Source organism: Streptomyces sp. NK08204 (assembly GCF_020400585.1).
Classification (GTDB): Bacteria; Actinomycetota; Actinomycetes; order Streptomycetales; family Streptomycetaceae; genus Streptomyces.
Genome location: NZ_JAINVF010000023.1, coordinates 44,730 through 65,480, shown reverse-complemented (window position 1 = coordinate 65,480; position 20,751 = coordinate 44,730). Strand labels below are relative to the sequence as shown.

Here is a 20,751-nt window from a genome sequence, read left to right as displayed (position 1 = left end):
CGATCTCGTCCTGGGTCGTCGACCCGGCGCAGGCGTGCTCGGACACGTGAAAGCGGGGCGCCCGCCGTCTGCAGTGAGACGGCGGGCGCCGCGCAGGTCCCGGGGGGCTGGGGTCAGCGGTCGGCGGGCTGGAAGCGGCGCAGGCGCAGGCTGTTGCCGACGACGAAGACGGAGGAGAAGGCCATCGCGGCGCCCGCGATCATCGGGTTGAGCAGTCCGGCCGCGGCCAGCGGCAGCGCGGCGACGTTGTAGACGAAGGCCCAGAAGAGGTTGGAGCGGATGGTGCCCAGAGTCCGGCGGGCCAGCCGGATGGCGTCGGCCGCGACCCGCAGGTCCCCGCGGACCAGGGTCAGGTCACCGGCCTCGATCGCGGCGTCGGTACCGGTCCCCATCGCCAGGCCCAGGTCGGCCTGGGCGAGCGCCGCGGCGTCGTTGACGCCGTCACCGACCATGGCGACCGAACGCCCTTCGCCCTGAAGGCGCTTGACGACGTCGACCTTGTCCTGCGGCAGGACCTCGGCGATCACGTGCTCCGGGGCGATGCCCACCTCGGCGGCCACGGCCTCGGCGACGGCCCGGTTGTCGCCGGTCAGCAGCATCGGGGTCAGGCCGAGGGCGCGCATCCGGCGGATGGCCTCGGGGCTGGTCTCCTTGACGGCGTCGGCGACTTCGAGGACCGCGCGGGCCTCGCCGTCCCAGGCGACCGCGATGGCCGTGCGACCGGCGGCTTCGGCGGCGGTCTTCTTCCGCTTGAGGTCGTCCGGCAGGGACATCGCCCACTCGGCCAGCAACTGCTCGCGGCCGACGAGTACGGCGTGCCCCTCGACGACCCCCTGGACACCCAGGCCGGGCACGTTGGCGAAGTCCTCGGGGGCCGGCAGGGTGCCGACGCGGGCGGTGGCTCCGGCGGCCACGGCCTGCGCGACGGGGTGCTCGGAGGAGTGCTCCAGGGCGCCGGCCAGGCGCAGGGCGTCCTTCTCGTCGGTGCCCGCGGCGGTGTGCACGGCCAGCAGGGTCATGCGGCCGGTGGTGACGGTGCCGGTCTTGTCCAGGACGATGGTGTCGACCTTGCGGGTGCTCTCCAGCACCTCGGGGCCCTTGATGAGGATGCCGAGCTGTGCGCCGCGCCCGGTGCCGACCATGAGCGCGGTCGGGGTGGCGAGACCGAGGGCGCACGGGCAGGCGATGATCAGGACGGCGACCGCGGCGGTGAAGGCGGCGGTCGGACTCGCGCCGCTGGCGAGCCAGAAGCCCAGGGTGGCGATGGCCAGGACGATCACGACGGGAACGAACACCGCGGAGATCCGGTCGGCGAGCCGCTGGGCGGCGGCCTTGCCGTTCTGGGCGTCCTCCACCATCTTCGCCATCCGGGCGAGCTGGGTGTCCGCGCCGACCCGGGTGGCCTGCACGACCAGCCGGCCGCCCGCGTTCAGGGTCGCGCCGGTGACCGCGTCCCCGGCAGCGACCTCGACCGGCATGGACTCGCCGGTGAGCATCGAGGCGTCCACCGCCGAGGAGCCCTCGACCACCGTGCCGTCGGTGGCAACCTTCTCACCGGGACGGACCAGGAAACGGTCCCCGACCTGCAACTCCGCGACCGGCACGAGTTCCTCGCGCTCGCCGCGCAGTACGGTGACTTCCTTGGCGCCGAGTTCGAGCAGGGCCTTGAGTGCCGCCCCCGCCCGGCGCTTGGAGCGGGCCTCGAAGTACCGGCCGGCCAGGATGAAGGCGGTGACCCCGGCCGCGGCCTCCAGGTAGATGTTCCCGGCGCCGTCACTGCGCGCGATCGTCAGCTCGAAGGAGTGCGTCATGCCGGGCATGCCGGCGCTCCCGAAGAACAGCGCCCACAGCGACCACAGGAACGCGGCCGACGTACCGACCGAGACCAGCGTGTCCATGGTGGCGGCGCCGTGCCGGGCGTTGGTCCAGGCGGCCTTGTGGAAGGGCCAGGCGGCGTACGTCACCACCGGCGCCGTGAGCGTCAGCGACAGCCACTGCCAGTACTCGAACTGCAGCGCCGGGACCATCGCCATCGCGATCACCGGCACCGCGAGCGCCACCGCGGTCACCAACCGCTGCCGCAAGGGCAGCAGTTCGTCGGCCTCCGTTGCCGCCGCACCGGTGCCGGACTCCGCCTCGGTGCGGGCGGGCCGGGGCTCGCGGGCGGTGTAGCCGGTGGCCTCGACCGTGGCGATCAGGTCGGCGACGGTGACGTCCTCGCGGAAGGTGACCTTCGCCTTCTCCGTGGCGTAGTTGACGGTGGCCTCGACGCCGTCCATGCGGTTGAGCTTCTTCTCGATGCGGGCGGCGCAGGAAGCACAGGTCATTCCGCCGATGGCGAGTTCGACCTCGGCGGCACCGGATGTCGTGGTGGTGGTCATGTCTGCTCCTCGCAGCTCACGGAGGCGGCGGTCCTCATACCCCCCTGGGGTACCTGGCGACGACTTCATGTATACCCCCACCCCGTATCGAACGCAAGGGGATCTCCGGCGCAGTCCACGCTCTGGCGCAGTCCACGGCTGACGCCCCGCGAAGTCCCCCAGGACTGCGCGCAGGAGCGTCACCGGCGCTGCACACGGCCTGTCGCATGCCTCGTCAGCTTGTTGCGGCCCTTACGCCCCCGGACGTCGCCCCGCCCGGCACGGCCGGCCACTCCACCGACGACCGCGTGGACGACGGCATGGACGACGGACCGGTACTCCACCGGCCGGGAGCAGGCGGCCATCACGCCGGACGACCGGCCCATGGGCACCGACGCCCTGGCGTCGGGCTGACGGCACGGCCGTGCAGGCCGTTCCTGGAACCACCGGTGTTCTTGGGGCAGTCTTCACCGCCGTGGGGAGCGTTCCGAACCAAAGCGGGCCCGGCGTGGCGTCGGCACACATGATCGTCTGCGGTGACGACGGACTCGCGCACCGGCTGGCCGCCGAACTGCGCGGCGTCCACGGCGAACGGGTCACCCTCGTCGTACCGCCGGACGAACGCACGGCCCGCCCCCCGGTGGTGGGCCGGGCGCGCGGCACGTCCGGGCTGCTCGACCGGATGGTCAGCGCGGCCGTCGCCAGGGCCGGCGGGAGCGGCGGGCACGGTGCAGGCGCCGGAAGCACCCCCGGCCCCGGCCCCGGCCCCGGCCCCGGCGGCAACGTCGACGGGCCGGACGGCGCACGCATGGTGGAGGCCGCCGCGGTCACCGAGGTCACGCTCGCCGAGGCCGGTGTCGAGCGGGCCGCCGCGCTCGCCCTCGTCTACGACGACGACGAGACCAACATCCGGGCGGCGCTGACCGCCCGACGGCTCAACCCGAGGATCCGGCTCGTCCTGCGCCTGTACAACCGGCGGCTGGGCCAGCACATCGAGGAACTCCTCGACCAGGCTGCCGCGTTGGCGACCGGCGACGGCACCGTCGGAGCCGTGGACGCCTCCACCACCGTGCTGTCCGACGCGGACACCGCCGCACCCGCGCTGGCCGCGTCCGCGATCGCCGGGACCACCAAGGTCGTCCAGACCGACGGGCTGCTGCTGCGGGCCGTGGAACGGCTGCCCGCCGGGGTCGGGCACGTCCCCGCGCCCGGGCTGTGCACGCTGGCGCTGCTCTCCGCGACCAGCACGGATCCGGCCGGGGCCGACGGCTCCGAGGGCAGCGGGGAACACGGGCCCCGGCTGCTGCCGGACGACGACGAGGTACGGCGGGCCGCCGGCCGGGCGACCGTGGTGCTGGAGCAGGTGTCGTTCGCGGACGAGCGGGGGGCCGCCGCGAACGGGCGCGGAGTAGGGGGCGTGGTGCCGCTCGGCTCGCTGTTCTCGCGGCGGCTGCGGTGGTCGCTCGCGGGGATCGTGGGCTGCGTGCTGGCGCTGGCGGTCGCGTTGTGGGTGGTGACGGGCATCCACCCGCTGCGGGCCTTCTACCTCACGTTGCTGGACATGTTCGCGATCGACGACCCCGCCCTCGGGGAGTCCCTCGGCAGGCAGATCCTGCAACTGCTGTCCGGACTCGTCGGGTTGCTGCTCCTGCCGGTGCTGCTGGCCGCGGTCCTGGAGGCGCTGGGCACGTTCCGTACCGCGTCCGCGCTGCGCAGGCCGCCGCGCGGACTGGGCGGACATGTGGTGCTGCTCGGGCTCGGGAAGATCGGCACCCGTGTACTGACCCGGCTGCGGGAACTGCAGATCCCGGTGGTGTGCGTGGAGTCCGACCCGGAGGCCAGGGGGCTGGCGACCGCGCGGCGGCTGCGGGTGCCGGTGGTGCTGGGTGATGTGACCGAGGAGGGCGTCCTGGAGGCCGCGAAGATCCACCGCGCCCATGTCCTGCTGGCGGTGACCAGCGCGGACACCACCAACCTGGAGGCGGTGCTGTACGCGCGGTCCGTCCGGCCGGACCTGCGGGTGGTCCTGCGCCTGTACGACGACGACTTCGCCACCGCCGTCTACCGCACCCTGCGCGCCGCCCACCCGCACGCCCGCACCCGCAGCCGCAGCGTCACGCACCTCGCCGCGCCGGCGTTCGCGGGCGCGATGCTCGGCCGGCAGATCCTCGGCGCGATCCCGGTGGAACGGCGTGTCCTGCTGTTCGCCGCGGTGGACGTGGCCGGCCACCCGGAGCTGGAGGGAAGGACGGTGTCCGCCGCGTTCCGGGCCGGGGCCTGGCGGGTGCTGGCCCTGGAGGGCCGCACCGACGTCCCGCCCGACCACGTGCTGCAGAAAGAGGACCGTGTGGTGGTGGCCGCCACCCGAAGGGGCCTGGCCGAACTGGGCTGAGCCCCCGAAGGGGCTCCCGGCCGAGGAGCCCGGCTCCCTACGCCCGCCCCAGATGCCGCTGCGCGAACTCGATCTCCAGGCGCACCTGCTTGATGCGCTCGTCCACCACCAGGGAGCCGTGCCCGGCGTCGTAGCGGTACACCTGGTGGACCGCGCCCCGGGCCTCCAGTCTCTTGACGTAGTTGTCGATCTGGCGGATCGGGCAGCGCGGGTCGTTGACGCCCGCCGAGATGTACACGGGGGCCTTGACCCGGTCCACGTAGGTCAGCGGGGAGGACGCCTCGAAGCGCTCCGGGACCTCCTCGGGAGTGCCGCCGAGCAGTGTGCGGTCCATGGCCTTCAGGGACTCCATCTCGTCGTAGTAGGCCGTGACGTAGTCCGCGACCGGCACCACCGCGATGCCCACCGCCCATGCGTCGGGCTGGGTGCCGACGCCGAGCAGGGTGAGGTAGCCGCCCCAGGAGCCGCCGGTGAGGACCAGCCGGTCCGGGTCGGCGAGGCCCGAGGCGATCGCCCACTCGCGGACGGCGGCGACGTCCTCCAGCTCGATCAGGCCGACCCGGTGCTTGAGGGCGTCGGTCCAGGCGCGGCCGTAGCCCGTGGAGCCGCGGTAGTTGACGCGGACCACCGCGTAGCCGTGGTCCACCCAGGCCGCCGGGCCCGCCGCGAAGGAGTCGCTGTCGTGCCAGGTCGGGCCGCCGTGCAGGTCGAAGACCGTGGGCAGGGGGCCGGTGGCACCGGCCGGCTTCTGGATCAGGGCGTGGATACGGCCGCCGGGACCCTCCACCCAGGCGTCCTCCACGGCCACCGACGGCGGGCACTTCATGCCGGGCGGGTCCAGGACGATCCCCCCCGCCGTGGACCGGACCACGGGCGGGTGCGCCGCCGACGACCACAGGTACTCCACGCTGCCGTCGGGCCGGGCCGTCGCCCCGGAGACCGTGCCGGACGGGGTGGGGATGCGGGTCAGCTCGTGGGTGGCCAGGTCGTAGCGGAACAGTTCGCCGCGGGCCTCGAAGCCGTGCTCGACGAGCAGGGCCGAACCGTCCGGGTACCACTCGGCGCCGACGTCGCCCGGCAGGTCCAAGGCCAGGTCGGTCTCCTCGCCCGTGGCCACGTTCCACACCAGCGGCTCCCAGCGGCCCCGGCGCTGGTGGCCGATGAGCAGGCGGGTGTCACCGGCGACCGGGGCGAAGCCCATCACCTCCAGGCCCAGCTCCTGCTCGCCGCCCTTGGTGTCGTCCAGCTCGGCGACCGTCGTGCCGTCCGGGCGCAGCACACGCAGCGCCGCGTGCATGGCGTCGCCGTGCTCGGTGTGCTCGACGGCGATCAGGGAGCCGTCGTACGAGAGGTCACCGACGCCGGCCGACTCGCGGTGCCGGTAGACCTCGACGGGCGGTTCCCCCTCGCGGGTGAGGTGGATGGTGGTGCCGTCCTCGTCCGTGGAGCGGCCCACCACCGCCGTGCGGCCGTCGCGGGCCAGCGCCAGACCGGCGGGGTAGGAGGGCTCCAGGCCGGGGACGGCCGGCTCGTCCGGGCCCCCGGCGAAGGGCTGGCGGCGCCAGATGCCGAACTCGTCGCCGTCCTTGTCGTCGAACCACCAGATCCACGCGCCGTCCGGGGAGAGCACGCCGTCCGTCGTGCCGTTCGGCCGGTGCGTGGCCTGGCGCTGCTCGCCCGTCGCGCGGTCCCACGCGTACAGCTCGTACGTGCCCGTGGCGTTCGACACGAACAGGGAGCGCTCCGGGGCGTCCACCGCCCAGTCGGGCAGTGACACCCGGGGCGCCCGGAAGCGCCGCTCCCAGTCCGGCATGTCAGGTGTGTCCGGCTTGCTGCTCTCGCTCATGGCCCCAGTCATGCGCCCCATACTGCCTGGTCGCACCGACAATTGGTGTCGTTCGTGCGCAAGCCTGTGGATAACTTCGCGAACCCCGGGCCGTGCCGCCCCGCACCGGCGCCGTACCGTGGAGGCTGTGTACCGGTTTCTGCTGACACCCCGCTGGTGGGGCATCAACGTCTTCGTGCTGCTCGCCATCCCGTTCTGCGTCTTCATGGGGTCGTGGCAACTGAGCCGGTTCGAGGCGCGGATGCAGGACCACCGCACCGCAACCCGGCAGGCCGACTCCGGCAGGCGGGAGGCCGCCCGGCCGCTGGCCGAGCTGCTGCCCGTCGACAAGAGCACCTCGGGACGGCGGGCCACCGCGAGCGGCCGGTACGGCAAGCAGCTCCTGGTGCCCGACCGGCGGCTGGACGGCAGGAACGGCTTCTACGTCCTCACCCTGCTGCGCACCGACTCCGGCAAGGCCCTGCCGGTGGTGCGCGGCTGGCTGCCCGGCGCGGCGGACCCGGCGAAGGCACCCGAGGCGCCGGCCGGCGAGGTCACCGTCACCGGCGCGCTCCAGGCGTCCGAGACCCCCGGGGACAACGGGGTCAGCAACCGCGGCGGGCTGCCCGCCGGGCAGACGTCGGCGATCAGCTCGGCCACGCTGGTGAACCTGGTGCCGTACCGGCTGTACGACGCCTGGATCACCCTGGACAAGGCCGACGCGGGCATGAAGGCCGTGCCCGCGACCGCGCCGGACAACACCGGTCTCGACCTGAAGGCGTTCCAGAACCTCGGCTACACCGGCGAGTGGTTCGTCTTCGCGGGCTTCGTGGTCTTCATGTGGTTCCGGCTGCTGCGCCGCGAGGTGGAGGTCGTCCGGGACGCGGCGCTGGGCCTGGTACCGGAGCAGCAGCCCTCTCAGCGGACGACGTCCGTCTGAGAGGGGCGGGGCCACGGGCGGGGGCCTACGACCCCGCCAGCACCCCGGTGTAGTACACCGTCCCGGCGCACGCGCCGGGCACCGTGGCGGTGGCCGTCGCGCCCGTCTGCGTGGTGTGGGTGACCACGATGCTGCCCTCGGCCGTGCCGTCCTCGGTGACGAGCTGGGGGGTGGTGCCCGTCGCGCCGCTCGTGTCCGTGCCGCTGGTGGTGCCGGGATCCTCGGTGGTGGTCGGGTCGGGCGAGGGGCCGCCGCTGTCCGGGCCGGTGGTGCTGCCGGTGGGGGTGGTGGCGATGGGGCAGGTCTCCGAGGGCACGAAGGCGAACTTTTCCTCGTAGGCCGAGCCGGGTTGCAGCACCAGTCCGGTGACCTCCTGGGAGGGATCGGGCAGGCCGGCCGCCGCGTCCCCGGCCACATGCCGGACGGCGCTGACCTTGGCCGGGTCGGCGGCGCCCTGCGGCGTCACGCCCACCGTGCCCGTCCCGCCGACGGTGCAGGCGGAGCGGGAGACGTTGCTGACGCGGAAGACGCCGTAGACGGTGCCCGCGGAGTCGGGGGCCTCGGCGCTGCCGGTGGCGGAGCCCAGCTGTTCCGGCGTGCACACCGGGACCGTGGTGGCGACGGTGGCGGAGGGGTCGGCGCCCTGCGTGGAGCCGGTGCTCGTGCCGCTGTCGCCGCCGCCCTGCCGGTCGCCGCTGCTGCCGGGGTCCTTGCCGGGCTCTGCGGACCTGCCGCCGGGGTCGTCGCGCCTGGTGCCGGTGTCGCCGCCGTGGTCCTTGCCGTGGCCGTTGCCGCTGTGGGCCGCGGAGGACTGTCCGGCCATGGCGGTGTTGGGGTCTGAGCCGACGGCGTTGGAGACGTGCACGAGGGCGGGGATCGCGGTGCCGATGAACAGCGCCGCGGCGGCCATCCCGACGGCGGCCTGCCGCTTGCGGGCCCGCCGGGCGGGGACGGCGCGGCGCAGGTGGTCCAGCGCGCCGTCGCTCGGTTCGACGTCGTCGACCGCCGAGTGCAGCATCCGGCGCAGGGCCAGTTCGTCGGGGGCGAGGCCGGTGAGGGCCGGGTCCCGCTCCTCGAAGCCCATTTCGTCGGGGCCGTGGTTCACAGTTCCGTTCCCAGCGTGCGATTGCGTGTGTTCGTGCGCGTGCCGCTTCGTCGGCTCGTGCCAGGCGTAGGGCTCGTGACGCTCGTGCGAGTGGCGTTCATGCGAATCGCCCCCTTCGGCGTTGGCGCTCATGCCGGCGTCCCCATGGCCACGCGCAGGGCGGCGATGCCCCGCGAGCCGTAGGCCTTGACCGAGCCCAGGGATATCCCGAGGGTCTCGGCGACCTGGGCCTCGGTCATGTCCGCGAAGTAGCGCAGGACGAGGACCTCGCGCTGACGGCGCTGCAGCCCCTTCATCGCCTTGATGAGGTCACGGCGCTCCAGCTGGTCGTAGGCACCTTCCTCAGCGCTCGCCATGTCGGGCATCGGCTTCGCGAGCAGCTTCAGGCCGAGGATGCGCCGGCGCAGGGTGGAGCGCGAGAGGTTGACGACCGTCTGTCTCAGGTAGGCCAGCGTCTTCTCGGGGTCGCGGACGCGCTTGCGCGCGGAGTGCACCCGGATGAAGGCCTCCTGGACGACGTCCTCGCAGGAGGCGGTGTCGTCGAGGAGGAGCGCGGCGAGACCCAGCAGCGAGCGGTAGTGCGCACGATAGGTCTCGGTGAGATGGTCGACGGTGGTGCCGACCACCGTGGGCTGAGCGACCGTGACGGCGTCCTCGGAGCCGTCGCGCTGACCGGGTACGCGGGCGGGCCGCGCTGCGGGCATGGGCGCTATCACCGGCATGCCGCCGGGTATGCGGGGCCGGAGCACCGCAGGGGGCGGCCGTAGGGCCGTGCCGCGGGCCGCACTGAGTTCGAGTACCTCTGCCACGCCTGTTGGACACGCTTCACCCCGCTGAGGTTGTACGTGCCGGACGTCACATGCACAACAACCCGCAATACACCAAGTGCCCTCATGCGTCCCGCTCTTCCCCTATGCACCATATGAACGGGCGTCCCCACGCCCGGAGTCCGGCGTCCCCACACCGGACTCCCCACGCCCCCACGCCCCCCGCGAGGGTGACCGCAAAGACGCTCCCCGCCGCACGCGCGGTTGCGCGGGGCGGGGAGGAGATTCTTACTGGGATCCTACAAACCTGTCAGGCGAGAAAACGTGTGAGTGGCATCGAAACCACCCGCGAGGCGCGGCTCGGCCGGTCAGGTCCGGTCCGCCGCCTCGGCGGCCACCAGCTCGGCGATCTGCGCGGTGTTGAGCGCGGCCCCCTTGCGCAGGTTGTCGCCGCACACGAACAGTTCGAGCGCCGTCGGGTCGTCCAGGGCACGCCGGACCCGCCCGACCCAGGTGGGGTCGGTGCCGACGACGTCGGCGGGGGTGGGGAACTCCCCGGCGGCCGGGTCGTCGTACAGCACGACGCCCGGGGCGGTGGCGATGATCTCGCGGGCGCCGTCCACGGTGACCTCGCCCTGGAACCGGGCGTGGACGGTGAGGGAGTGGCCGGTGACCACCGGCACCCGCACGCAGGTGACGGCGACCGGCAGCTTCGGCAGTCCGAGGATCTTGCGGGACTCGTCCCGCACCTTCATCTCCTCCGACGACCAGCCGTCCTCCCGGAGGGACCCGGCCCAGGGGACGACGTTCAGGGCGACCGGCTCCGGGAACGGCCCCGTGCCCTCCCCGACGGCCCGCCGTACGTCACCGGGCTTGGTGCCCAGTTCGGTGCCGGCGACCAGGGACAGCTGGGCCCGCAACGTGTCCACGCCGGCCCGCCCGGCGCCGCTCACCGCCTGGTACGACGACACGACCAGCTCGCGCAGGCCGAACTCGGCGTGCAGCGCGCCCAGGGCGACGATCATCGACAGGGTCGTGCAGTTGGGGTTGGCGATGATGCCGCGCGGCCGGAGGCGTGCCGCGTGGGGATTGACCTCGGGCACCACCAGGGGCACCTCCGGGTCCATCCGGAAGGCGCCCGAGTTGTCCACGACGACCGTGCCGCGCGCGGCGGCGATCGGCGCCCACTGGGCGGAGACCTCGTCCGGCACGTCGAACATCGCGATGTCGACCCCGTCGAAGGCCTCCTCGGACAGGGCGACCACCTCGACCTCCTCCCCGCGCACGGCCAGCTTGCGGCCGGCCGAGCGCGGGGAGGCGATCAGACGGATCTCGCCCCAGATGTCCGCGCGCTGGGACAGGATCTGGAGCATGACCGCGCCGACGGCCCCGGTCGCTCCCACGACCGCGAGCGTCGGCCTGCCGGTCGATGCCATCAGCGGCCCGTGCCTCCGTAGACGACGGCCTCGTCGGTGTCGGAGTCGAGCCCGAAGGCGGTGTGCACGGCGCGCACGGCCTCCGGCACCTCGTCGGCGCGGGTGACGACCGAGATGCGGATCTCGGATGTCGAGATCAGCTCGATGTTGACGCCCGCGTCGGACAGGGCCGTGAAGAAGTCGGCGGTGACCCCGGGGTTGGTCTTCATGCCCGCGCCGACCAGCGAGATCTTGCCGATCTGGTCGTCGTAGCGCAGCGAGTCGAAGCCGATGCCCGCGCGATTCTTCTCCAGCGCGTCGATGGCCTTGCGGCCCTCGGTCTTGGGCAGCGTGAAGGAGATGTCCGTCAGGCCCGTGGACGCGGCGGAGACGTTCTGCACGACCATGTCGATGTTGATCGCGGCATCGGCGATGGTCCGGAAGATCGCGGCGGCCTCACCCGGCTTGTCCGGCACGCCGACGACCGTGATCTTGGCCTCGGAGGTGTCGTGCGCGACACCGGAGATGATGGCCTGCTCCACCTTCTTGTCCCCTTGCGTAATCGGCTCACTGCTGACCCAGGTGCCCTGGAGCCCGCTGAAGCTGGACCGGACATGGATCGGGATGTTGTAGCGGCGGGCGTACTCCACGCAGCGGTGGAGCAGCACCTTGGAACCGGACGCGGCCAGTTCCAGCATGTCCTCGAAGGAGATCCAGTCGATCTTCTTCGCCTTCTTCACCACGCGCGGGTCGGCGGTGAACACGCCGTCGACGTCGGTGTAGATCTCGCAGACCTCGGCGTCCAGCGCGGCGGCGAGCGCCACGGCCGTCGTGTCGGACCCGCCACGGCCGAGCGTGGTGATGTCCTTCTTGTCGGCGCTGACGCCCTGGAAACCGGCGACGATGGCGATGTTGCCCTCGTCCAGCGCGGTCCTGATCCGGCCCGGCGTGACGTCGATGATCCGGGCTTTGTTGTGGACCGAGTCGGTGATGACGCCTGCCTGGCTGCCGGTGAACGACTGGGCCTCGTGTCCCAGGTTTTTGATCGCCATGGCCAGCAGGGCCATGGAGATCCGCTCTCCGGCGGTCAGCAGCATGTCGAACTCACGCCCGGCAGGCATCGGCGATACCTGCTCGGCGAGATCGATCAGCTCGTCCGTCGTGTCGCCCATCGCGGAAACGACGACGACAACCTGGTTGCCGTTCCTCTTCGCTTCCACGATCCGCTTGGCGACGCGCTTGATGCCCTCGGCATCGGCTACGGAGGAGCCTCCGTACTTCTGCACGACAAGGCCCACGTGCGCTCCTCGCTCGGTTCGTTCTGTGTCGGCTCAGTCTATCGAGCGCCCGAAATCGTCCCCTCCGCTCCCGCATGGTGAGACGCGGCCGCCCGTTGTCCGCAGGGCCTTCTGCCCACCGGGGAACGACCCACGCGAAAAGTGCCCCGGGTCACAGTCCGGCGGCTCGCGCGTGCGACGGCCTACTGGGCCTGACCCAGCCCCAGCGGACCGCCGATCTCCTGGGCCATCACCCGGCCCGCCTCGAACTCGAGGGTCTCGTCACCGACGTCGGCCTGGTCGGTGTCGAGGCCGTCCAGTTCCTCCAGGGGCTGGTTGAGGCGGACGTGGATGAGGACCGACTGCAGGGCGCGCAGCACCGAGGAGGCCATGGGGCCCCAGTTGGAGAAGTAGGAGAACTGCCACCACCACAGGGCCTCGGTGATACGGCCCGAGCGGTAGTGGGCCATGCCGTGGCGCAGGTCGGTGATGACGTCGGCGAGGTCGTCGGAGATCCGGGCCGGGACGGGCGCCTTGCGGGGCTCGTAGGGGTCGAAGACCTCGGAGTAGATGTCGACCGGCTCCAGGAGGCGGGCGAGGTTCTCGCGGAGTTCGTCCACGTCCGGCTCCGGGCCGAGGTCGGGCTCGTAGCGCTCCTCGGGGACGATGTCCTCGTGGGCGCCGAGACGGCCGCCGGCCAGCAGGAGCTGGGAGACCTCCAGCAGCAGGAAGGGCACCGTCGAGCCGGGCTCGTCGCCCCTGGCGACCTCCGTGACCGCCACCAGGAAACTCTCGATCTGGTCCGCGATCTGGACCGCGAAGTCGTCCGGGTTCTGCGACGTGGCGTGCAGCGTGGCGTCAGACATCTAGGAGTCGTCTCCCCTCGAAGGCGCGGCCGAGCGTGACCTCGTCCGCGTATTCCAGGTCGCCACCCACCGGGAGGCCGCTGGCCAGGCGGGTGACCTTCAGGCCCATGGGCTTGATCATGCGGGCGAGGTACGTCGCCGTCGCCTCGCCCTCCAGATTCGGGTCCGTGGCCAGGATCAGCTCCGTGACCGTCCCGTCGGCCAACCTGGCGAGAAGTTCTCGTATACGCAGGTCGTCGGGGCCCACACCCTCGATCGGGCTGATGGCGCCACCGAGAACGTGGTAGCGCCCGCGGAACTCACGGGTGCGCTCGACGGCGACGACGTCCTTCGGCTCCTCCACGACACAGATGACCGAGGGGTCGCGCCGGGCGTCGCGGCAGATGGTGCACAGCTCCTCCTGCGCCACGTTGCCGCAGGTCACGCAGAAGCGGACCTTCGCCTTGACCTCCAGGAGCGCCTGCGCGAGCCGCTTCACGTCCGTCGGCTCGGCCTGCAGGACGTGGAAGGCGATCCGCTGCGCGCTCTTGGGACCGACGCCGGGCAGCCGCCCCAGCTCGTCGATGAGGTCCTGGACCACGCCTTCGTACACCGGACTGCCCTTCCTGGAGTCTTACGGTACGTACCGTAGTTGGCCGCGCCCGGTCTTAGAAAGGCAGACCGGGGATACCGGTGCCGCCGCCCAGGCCCTGCGCCAGCGGGCCGAGCTTGTTCTGCTGGAGGGCCTGCGCGTTCTCGTTGGCCGCCTGTACGGCCGCCACGATCAGGTCGGCGAGGGTCTCGGTGTCCTCCGGGTCCACCGCCTGGGGGTCGATCCGCAGCGCACGCAGCTCACCGGCGCCGGTCACGGTGGCCTTCACCAGTCCGCCGCCCGCCTGCCCGTCGACTTCCGTGTTCGCCAGTTCCTCCTGCGCCCGCTGGAGGTCCTGCTGCATCTTCTGGGCCTGCTGAAGCAACTGCTGCATGTTGGGCTGGCCACCACCGGGAATCACGATCAGCTCCTGGATTCGTCGTTCTTCCTGCGTTGTGAACGAGCCTACGTGGTCCACGCGGCCCTCGCTCCGCCACTCTTTCGAGTGACAACGCCACGAGCCCTATACCTGACCAAGGCCCTCTTCTGGGCGGAAAAGTCGGGAAAGCCACCTCTTCGCCACCCATTGGGCGGTAGGAAGGGGGCCGCGCGACGGCGTGCAATGTCACGCGATGTAACCGTTCATAAGGAGTGCCGGGTGGGTCAGCCGGAGATGCAGCCCGAGGGTCCCCCTCATCAGGACGGGCGGGGCGAGGGTGCGGCCGAGCTGCGGCCTGGCGATCTGACCGGGCGGCCCTTCCCGCTCGGCAGCTGGGGCGAGCCGGCGCAGCGGCTGGACGAGCTGTACCGCTGGGTGGAGCACGGCGCCCTGGAGACGGCGGCCTGGTATCTGGCGGACCGGGTGTGGAAGCGGCGCGGCGCACGAGCCCTGCGCGCCGGGGCGGCCTCGGGAGCCGTGGCCGGCGCCGCCCTCCCCCTCCTGGACCTGACCGGGGTGACGGGCGGCGTGGCCCCGTGGGGCTATCTGGCGCTGCTGCTCGCGGTCTGCTGCGTCGGCGTGGACCGCTTCTTCGGCGTCACCTCCGGCTGGATGAGGGACGTCGCCACCGCGCAGGCCGTGCAGCGGCGGCTCCAGGCCCTCCAGTTCGAGTGGGCCTCGGAGAACGTCCGGGAGGTGCTGGGCCCGGCGGAGGGCACGGCCGGCGAGGCCACCGAGCGCTGCCTCGGCGTCCTGCGCCGCTTCTCGGAGGACGTCACCGACCTGGTCCGCACCGAGACCGCCGACTGGATGGTGGAGTTCCGCACGGGCTCCACCCCCCTCGGTATCCAGGCCGCGGTGGCCTCCGGCCCGCGCGCCGAGTCCGCGCACGCGACGGGCCGGTTCCCCCTTCCCCCGCCGAACGGCGCCCGCCCGAACATGCCCCGCCAGCGACCGCCGGAGCCGCGCTAGGCAGGTGACAGGGCACGGCGATGAGTTCTCCCCGGCTTCCCGGTCAGACATCGTGAGAACGTGAGAACCAGGCACGAGACACTGAGAAGCCGACCCACACCCAGGAGACCCGGATGCGCACCCTGATCAGCACTGCCTTCGTCTCGCTCGACGGCGTCGTGGAGGCCCCGGGCGGCGAGCCCGGCTACCGGAACTCCGGGTGGACCTTCAAGGACGTCGAGTTCCTCCCCGAAGCCTTCGAGATCAAGGGCCGGGAACAGAAGGAGGCCACCGCGATGCTGATGGGCCGGGTCAGCTACCAGGCGTTCAGCCCGGTGTGGCCGGACATGCCGGAGTTCGCCGACTACAAGGTGATGCCGAAGTACGTCGTCTCCACCACGCTCGGCGAGGACGACCTGGTGTCGAACTGGGGCGAGACCACCATCCTGCGCTCGCTCGACGAGGTCGCCGCGCTGAAGGAGACCGAGGGCGGCCCGATCATCGTCCACGGCAGCGCCACCCTGAACCACGGCCTTTCGGACGCCGGCCTGATCGACCGCTACCACCTGCTCGTCTTCCCGCTGCTGCTCGGCGCGGGCAAGCGGCTGTTCAGCGCGACGGACAAGGACACGCAGAAGCTGAAGCTGGTGGAGCACGAGGTGTACGCCAACGGCCTGCAGAAGAACGTGTTCGACGTGGTCCGCTGACGCGGGTCGGGGCACGCGGCGCGCATTCACTCCTTGCTGTACGTCAGGCTCTCCCCGCCGCTGCTCTTGGCACGCCTGAGCCGCCCGTCCGGCAGCAGAGTGACCTCGGTGGCCTCACCCGGCGTGCAGGACGTGGCCGGTTCGCCGGAGGTCACCGTGGACGGACCGATCTCCAACGGGCCGCCGGTGCCCGGGTCTTCGGCGAGCGTGGCATCGAAGACGCAGTGGTACGTGCCGCCGCCGTCGGTGGGCCCGTCGGCGACGAGGGTCAGCACCGAGTCCCCCACCTTGCCCTGTCGGATGGTGAGTTCGCGGGTGCTGGCGCCGTCGGAGGTGTCGATGGTCGCCCGCCAGGTGCCCAGGTACCCCTGCGGGATCGCCCCGTCCGCGGACGCGGAGGGGGTGGGCGAAGCCGAGCCGGTGGGGCTGGGCGGCCCGGACGTCGTGGGTGTCGGCGGCGCGTTCGTGCTGACGGTGGGTGCGGGGCTGACCGTGCGGTCGCCCTTGTCGTCGCTGCCGCCCCTGTTCATCAGCGCGTACACCGAGCCACCGGCACCGAGCGCGACGACCAGCGCCACGACGACGAGCAGCACACTGGACCGCCCGTTGCGCCGCGCCGGCTCCGGCGGCCCCGCGACGGGCGGCGGCCCGTACGAAGGGGACCCGTACGAAGGCGTGGCATACGAAGGCGTGGCGTACGAAGGCGGCCCGTAGGGCGGCGTCCCCTGCGACGGCGGCCCGTACGGCGACGCGTACGGCTGCTGCTGCGGATGCTGCTGCGGGTACCCGTACGCCCCGGCGGGAGCCCCGTACGCGGGCGGCGGCGTACCCCCGGGGACGACGGTGGGCGTGTGATCGGCAACCGGAGTTCCTCCGGCACCTCCGTCCCCCACCGGAGCATGCTCGACGGAGCCCGCACCGCCGACAGCCCCGCCCGCACCCGGTGGCGGCAGCTGCACGGGTGGTGCGAGCGGGAAATCGGGACCGGACCCGGCCGGGGGCCGCGCCGCGGGGTCCTCGGCGTCCAGCAGCCGCACCGCGTGCCGCCCCAGCTGAGCCACCAGCGCCCCCGGCAGCCAGGGATCCCGGGACCGTCCCTCGGCGACGGTGTCCTCCGCCCCGCTCCGCTCCAGAATCTCCGCCAGACCGGGCCGCGCCGCGGGATCCTTCCGCAGACACTCCCGCACCAGGTCGGCGATCCCCTCCGGCACCCCCGCCAGATCCGGTTCCTCCTGGGCGATGCGGAACATCAGCGCGTGCGCCCCTCTGTCGTCGGAGCCGAACGGCAGTACCCCGGTGGCCGCGTACGCCAGCACGGACCCCAGGCAGAAGACGTCGCACGCGGGCGTGATCCGGTCCCCCCGCACCTGTTCCGGTGCCATGAACCCCGGCGACCCGACCAGCGACCCGGTACGCGTGAGCCCGTCCCCGGCCGGCGTCTCCATCGCCCGCGCGATCCCGAAGTCGATGACGCGCGGTCCGTCGATGGTCACCAGGACGTTGGACGGCTTGAGGTCCCGGTGGATGATCCCGGCCGCGTGGATGTCCTGGAGCGCGTGCGCGAGCCCGGCCGCGAGGATCCGTACCGACCGCTCGGGCAGCGCCCCGTGGTCGTGGCCCACGACCTGCTGCAGGCTCGGCCCCGCCACATACCCGGTGGCCACCCACGGCACGGCCGCCTCCGTGTCGGCGTCCAGCACGGGCGCGGTCCAGTACCCGCCGACCCGCCGCGCGGCCTCCACCTCCTGCCGGAACCGCGCCCGGAACTCGTCCTGCCGGGCCAGCTCCTCGCGTACGAGCTTCACGGCGACGGTACGGCCCCGGTCCGACCGGGCGACGTACACCTGCCCCATGCCGCCCGCACCCAGCCGCGCCAGCAGCCGGTAGCCCCCGATCTGCTGCGGATCCCCCGGTTGCAGCTCCTCCATCGCGGCCCCGCCTCCCCCACGCCTGTGCAACGGACCGAGATCCGAGAATAGTGCCGCGGCCGGCATCCGCTGCAGCGGATCCCGTCTCCGGCCACCCGTCGACCACCCGTCGACCACCCCTCGGCCACCTGTCGACCACCTGTCGGCCGTCTGCCGCCCGTCTGTCGACAACCTGTCGCAAAAATCCCCCGCGCAGGGAACAGGACGCCGATATCCGTTCCGCATCGCGGACATTACGCTCGCCCGCATGACCCCTCAGCCCCATCCCGAAGCCGGCGCCGCAGTGAAGGCCGCCGACCGCGCGCACGTCTTCCACTCCTGGTCCGCCCAGGACCTCATCGACCCGCTCGCCGTCGCCGGCGCCGAGGGGTCGTACTTCTGGGACTACGACGGCAACCGGTACCTGGACTTCACCAGCGGGCTCGTCTTCACGAACATCGGCTACCAGCACCCCAGGGTCGTCGCCGCGATCCAGGAGCAGGCGGCACGGATGACGACCTTCGCCCCCGCGTTCGCCGTCGAGGCACGCTCGGAGGCGGCCCGGCTGATAGCCGAGCGGACCCCCGGCGACCTCGACAAGATCTTCTTCACCAACGGCGGCGCCGACGCGGTCGAGCACGCGGTGCGCATGGCCCGGCTGCACACGGGCCGCCCGAAGGTGCTCTCGGCCTACCGTTCGTACCACGGCGGCACCCAGCAGGCCGTGAACATCACCGGTGACCCGCGCCGCTGGCCCTCCGACAGCGGCACCTCGGGTGTCGTCCACTTCTGGGCGCCCTTCCTCTACCGCTCCCGCTTCTACGCCGAGACCGAGGAGCAGGAGACCGCGCGGGCCCTGGAGCACCTGGAGACGACGATCGCCTTCGAGGGGCCGGGGACGATCGCCGCGATCATCCTGGAGACCGTCCCCGGCACCGCCGGGATCATGGTTCCGCCACCGGGCTACCTCGCCGGCGTACGCGAGATCTGCGACCGGCACGGCATCGTCTTCGTCCTGGACGAGGTCATGGCCGGGTTCGGCCGCACCGGCGAGTGGTTCGCCGCCGACCTCTTCGGTGTCGTCCCGGACCTGATGACGTTCGCCAAGGGTGTGAACTCGGGTTACGTGCCCCTCGGCGGCGTCGCCATCTCACAGAAGATCGCGGAGACGTTCGGCAAGCGCCCCTACCCCGGCGGTCTCACCTACTCCGGTCACCCGCTGGCCTGCGCCGCCGCCGTCGCCACGCTCAACGTGATGGCCGACGAGGGCGTCGTCGAGAACGCCAAGCGCCTCGGCGAGACCGTCCTGGCCCCCGCCCTCGCCGGGCTGGCCGAGCGGCACCCGAGCGTCGGCGAGGTCCGCGGCACGGGCATGTTCTGGGCGCTGGAGCTGGTGAGGAACAAGGAGACCCGCGAGCCGCTGGTGCCGTACAACGCGGCCGGCGAGGCGAACACCCCCATGGCCAGGTTCACGGCCACCGCCAAGCAGCACGGCCTGTGGCCCTTCGTGAACATGAACCGCACCCACGTCGTGCCGCCGTGCAACGTGACCGAGGCGGAGCTGAAGGAGGGCCTGGCCGCGCTGGACGCCGCACTCACCGCGGCCGACGAGTACACGGACTAGTCCGAGCGCGTAAGGTGGCGTGCTCGTAAGACCATATGCACGACCGTGAGCACGAGTACGTACGAGTACGTCACCTTGACGCCTGAGGAGAGGCCCGGACGATGCCCGGCAACGGCACCGTGACGCGCAGCACCCTGCGCCAGCAGATCGCGGACGCGCTCCGTGACGAGGTGCTGGCGGGGCGGCTGCGACCGGGCCGGGCGTTCACCGTCAAGGAGATCGCCGAGCAGTACGGCGTCTCCGCCACCCCCGTCCGTGAGGCGCTGGTCGACCTGTCTGCGCAGGGCATCCTGGAGGCCGACCAGCACCGCGGTTTCCGTGTCCCCGAGTACTCGGTCGCCGACTACCGGAACATGATCGAGGCGCGCGGCCTGGTCACCGACGGCATGTTCCGGGTGATCGCCGACGGCCATCCGGCCTTCCCCGCCCCGTCCGAGGACCCGCGCACCGCGGCGTCCCTGGCCACCGTCCGCCGCCGCGGCGAGGAGGCCCAGCGCGCGGCCACCGCCGGCGACCTGACCGTGCTGATCGGCTACGACCTGCGTTTCTGGCGTGAGCTGAGCGCCCTGTTCGGCAACCCCTACCTCGGCGACTTCTTGCACCGCCTGCGCGTCCAGGCCTGGGTCTGCGCCGTCCAGCACCTCCTGCGCCTCCCCGACCTGCGCGGACGCCTGTGGGCCAGGCACACCGAGCTGGTCGACGCGCTGGCCCGCGGCGAGACGGAGCAGGCCCGCGCGATCGTGACCGCGGCCAACGCGCACTCCCTGGCACTGCTGGAACTCCTGACCAACGGGTAAGGGACCGTTACGCTGCCCTGACCACCTTTCGTGTGTAAGGAGCCCTCTTTGGCCTGTGACCTGTGGCTGGTACCGCTCGTCGACGTCTTGTGCCACACCCCGGACAACCCCTTCGCCGAGGAACTCGCGCACTACAACGACGCGCTGGCGGCAGCCGGGCTCCCACCGGTGCCCGTGTACCAGTACATGCCGGGCCTGTCCGGCGAGGTCGCGCCCGTGGCCTGCTTCGACTACGACGCGCTGCACTTCCTGCGCCGGGTCCACCTCCTCCAGGTCTGCGGGCTGCCGGTGACGCCGGTGGACGAACTGGGCGGCGACTACGAGCAGTTGCTGGAGATGTTCGAATCCACGGCCCAGCAGTCCCACCTGGTGTGGCACTACGACCACGCGGGCGCGTACGTCCCGGTCGACTTCCCGTACCCGCTCTCGAACGAGGAACTCCTGGCGGGCGGCGGCCCCTTGGGCTCGTCCCAGGCCCTCCTGCGGGAGCTCGAGCACATCGGCCCCGCGATCGGCATCGACCCGGCCAACCCGCCTGCCGCGCCGGCCCCGCCGACGGCTCCCACGGACCTGGAGGAACCGGCCGTCCCGGCACCGTACGACCCCAGCCCCTTCGCCCGCGAACGGCACGTGTGGCTGGGCCTGCACGCGGCGGCGACCCGGAGCCTCGCGCAGGGTTCGATGATCGTGTTCAGCTGAGGCCCGGACCGTACCCCGGCCGGCCCGATCAGCTGACCGGCATCCGCGGCTCGAAGGCAGCCCCGCAGGGTCCGGACCTCTCCGTCCCCTGGGCGCGTGGGCTGCCTTC

17 protein-coding genes are annotated in these 20,751 nt (G+C 72.3%); 7 read left to right on the top strand and 10 right to left on the bottom strand.

The features are described from left to right. Positions 1–113 precede the first annotated feature (113 nt). Positions 114–2,381 carry a cation-translocating P-type ATPase gene (locus K7G59_RS27330; RefSeq protein WP_225838776.1) on the bottom strand — a complete coding sequence of 756 codons (2,268 nt, stop codon included), beginning with the start codon at positions 2,379–2,381 and terminating at the stop codon, positions 114–116. A gap of 502 nt (positions 2,382–2,883) precedes the next feature. On the opposite strand from K7G59_RS27330, the gene K7G59_RS27325 reads away from it, so the two are divergent. Then, on the top strand, positions 2,884–4,752 hold the full coding sequence (locus K7G59_RS27325; protein WP_225838821.1) for an NAD-binding protein: 1,869 nt from the start codon (positions 2,884–2,886) through the stop codon (positions 4,750–4,752). A 37-nt stretch (positions 4,753–4,789) separates the two neighbouring features. Here K7G59_RS27325 and K7G59_RS27320 read toward each other — a convergent pair whose 3' ends face one another. Next, entirely contained in the window at positions 4,790–6,598 is a 1,809-nt protein-coding gene (locus K7G59_RS27320; RefSeq protein ID WP_225838773.1) for a prolyl oligopeptidase family serine peptidase, read from the bottom strand. 127 nt (positions 6,599–6,725) lie between these two features. On the opposite strand from K7G59_RS27320, the gene K7G59_RS27315 reads away from it, so the two are divergent. Further along, entirely contained in the window at positions 6,726–7,517 is a 792-nt protein-coding gene (locus tag K7G59_RS27315) for an SURF1 family protein (RefSeq protein WP_308295095.1), read from the top strand. A gap of 25 nt (positions 7,518–7,542) precedes the next feature. Here the strand turns inward: K7G59_RS27315 and K7G59_RS27310 are convergent, their stop codons facing one another. The 7 genes from K7G59_RS27310 to K7G59_RS27280 form a co-directional block, all read right to left on the bottom strand. Next, complete coding sequence (locus tag K7G59_RS27310; protein ID WP_225838769.1) at positions 7,543–8,622, bottom strand: hypothetical protein; 1,080 nt, start codon at positions 8,620–8,622, stop codon at positions 7,543–7,545. Between the two features lie 128 nt (positions 8,623–8,750). Continuing rightward, positions 8,751–9,431, bottom strand: a complete 681-nt coding sequence (locus tag K7G59_RS27305; protein WP_225838767.1) for a SigE family RNA polymerase sigma factor — start codon at positions 9,429–9,431, stop codon at positions 8,751–8,753. Between the two features lie 326 nt (positions 9,432–9,757). Continuing rightward, positions 9,758–10,825: an aspartate-semialdehyde dehydrogenase gene (locus K7G59_RS27300; RefSeq protein ID WP_225838765.1), complete on the bottom strand. Its 1,068-nt coding sequence runs from the start codon at positions 10,823–10,825 to the stop codon at positions 9,758–9,760. Next, positions 10,825–12,102 (bottom strand): aspartate kinase, encoded by a 1,278-nt coding sequence (locus tag K7G59_RS27295; protein ID WP_225838762.1) that lies wholly within the window; start codon positions 12,100–12,102, stop codon positions 10,825–10,827. Before K7G59_RS27295 ends, K7G59_RS27300 begins: the two co-directional genes overlap by 1 nt. A 182-nt stretch (positions 12,103–12,284) precedes the next feature. Next, positions 12,285–12,947 (bottom strand): DUF5063 domain-containing protein, encoded by a 663-nt coding sequence (locus K7G59_RS27290; RefSeq protein ID WP_225838760.1) that lies wholly within the window; start codon positions 12,945–12,947, stop codon positions 12,285–12,287. After that, complete coding sequence (gene recR, locus K7G59_RS27285) at positions 12,940–13,539, bottom strand: recombination mediator RecR (RefSeq protein WP_225838758.1); 600 nt, start codon at positions 13,537–13,539, stop codon at positions 12,940–12,942. The genes K7G59_RS27290 and recR overlap by 8 nt, the downstream gene beginning before the upstream one ends. 55 nt (positions 13,540–13,594) lie before the next feature. Further along, a complete protein-coding gene (locus K7G59_RS27280) occupies positions 13,595–13,939 on the bottom strand; it encodes a YbaB/EbfC family nucleoid-associated protein (protein ID WP_225838756.1) in 345 nt (114 codons plus the stop codon). A 237-nt stretch (positions 13,940–14,176) separates the two neighbouring features. Between K7G59_RS27280 and K7G59_RS27275 the strand changes: the two genes are divergently transcribed. Then, entirely contained in the window at positions 14,177–14,929 is a 753-nt protein-coding gene (locus K7G59_RS27275) for an SLATT domain-containing protein (RefSeq protein WP_225838755.1), read from the top strand. Between the two features lie 113 nt (positions 14,930–15,042). After that, on the top strand, positions 15,043–15,615 hold the full coding sequence (locus K7G59_RS27270) for a dihydrofolate reductase family protein (RefSeq protein ID WP_225838753.1): 573 nt from the start codon (positions 15,043–15,045) through the stop codon (positions 15,613–15,615). A 26-nt stretch (positions 15,616–15,641) separates the two neighbouring features. Here the strand turns inward: K7G59_RS27270 and K7G59_RS27265 are convergent, their stop codons facing one another. Continuing rightward, a complete protein-coding gene (locus tag K7G59_RS27265; RefSeq protein WP_225838750.1) occupies positions 15,642–17,543 on the bottom strand; it encodes a serine/threonine-protein kinase in 1,902 nt (633 codons plus the stop codon). Between the two features lie 247 nt (positions 17,544–17,790). Between K7G59_RS27265 and K7G59_RS27260 the strand changes: the two genes are divergently transcribed. The 3 genes from K7G59_RS27260 to K7G59_RS27250 all read left to right on the top strand — a co-directional run bounded on the left by K7G59_RS27260 (position 17,791) and on the right by K7G59_RS27250 (position 20,642). After that, positions 17,791–19,146 carry an aspartate aminotransferase family protein gene (locus tag K7G59_RS27260; RefSeq protein ID WP_225838749.1) on the top strand — a complete coding sequence of 452 codons (1,356 nt, stop codon included), beginning with the start codon at positions 17,791–17,793 and terminating at the stop codon, positions 19,144–19,146. Positions 19,147–19,247: 101 nt separating this feature from the next. Next, entirely contained in the window at positions 19,248–19,943 is a 696-nt protein-coding gene (locus K7G59_RS27255; protein WP_225838747.1) for a GntR family transcriptional regulator, read from the top strand. A gap of 48 nt (positions 19,944–19,991) precedes the next feature. Beyond that, entirely contained in the window at positions 19,992–20,642 is a 651-nt protein-coding gene (locus K7G59_RS27250; protein ID WP_225838745.1) for a hypothetical protein, read from the top strand. Positions 20,643–20,751: the final 109 nt, after the last annotated feature.

Excerpts from the sequence above, each read along its gene's own strand:
- K7G59_RS27260 (WP_225838749.1), top strand. The coding sequence starts at position 17,791 with ATGACCCCTCAGCCCCATCCCGAAGCCGGCGCCGCAGTGAAGGCCGCC.
- K7G59_RS27330 (WP_225838776.1), bottom strand. The coding sequence starts at position 2,381 with ATGACCACCACCACGACATCCGGTGCCGCCGAGGTCGAACTCGCCATC.
- K7G59_RS27265 (WP_225838750.1), bottom strand. The coding sequence starts at position 17,543 with ATGGAGGAGCTGCAACCGGGGGATCCGCAGCAGATCGGGGGCTACCGG.
- K7G59_RS27325 (WP_225838821.1), top strand. The coding sequence starts at position 2,884 with ATGATCGTCTGCGGTGACGACGGACTCGCGCACCGGCTGGCCGCCGAA.
- K7G59_RS27290 (WP_225838760.1), bottom strand. The coding sequence starts at position 12,947 with ATGTCTGACGCCACGCTGCACGCCACGTCGCAGAACCCGGACGACTTC.
- K7G59_RS27270 (WP_225838753.1), top strand. The coding sequence starts at position 15,043 with ATGCGCACCCTGATCAGCACTGCCTTCGTCTCGCTCGACGGCGTCGTG.
- K7G59_RS27255 (WP_225838747.1), top strand. The coding sequence starts at position 19,248 with ATGCCCGGCAACGGCACCGTGACGCGCAGCACCCTGCGCCAGCAGATC.
- K7G59_RS27320 (WP_225838773.1), bottom strand. The coding sequence starts at position 6,598 with ATGAGCGAGAGCAGCAAGCCGGACACACCTGACATGCCGGACTGGGAG.
- K7G59_RS27300 (WP_225838765.1), bottom strand. The coding sequence starts at position 10,825 with ATGGCATCGACCGGCAGGCCGACGCTCGCGGTCGTGGGAGCGACCGGG.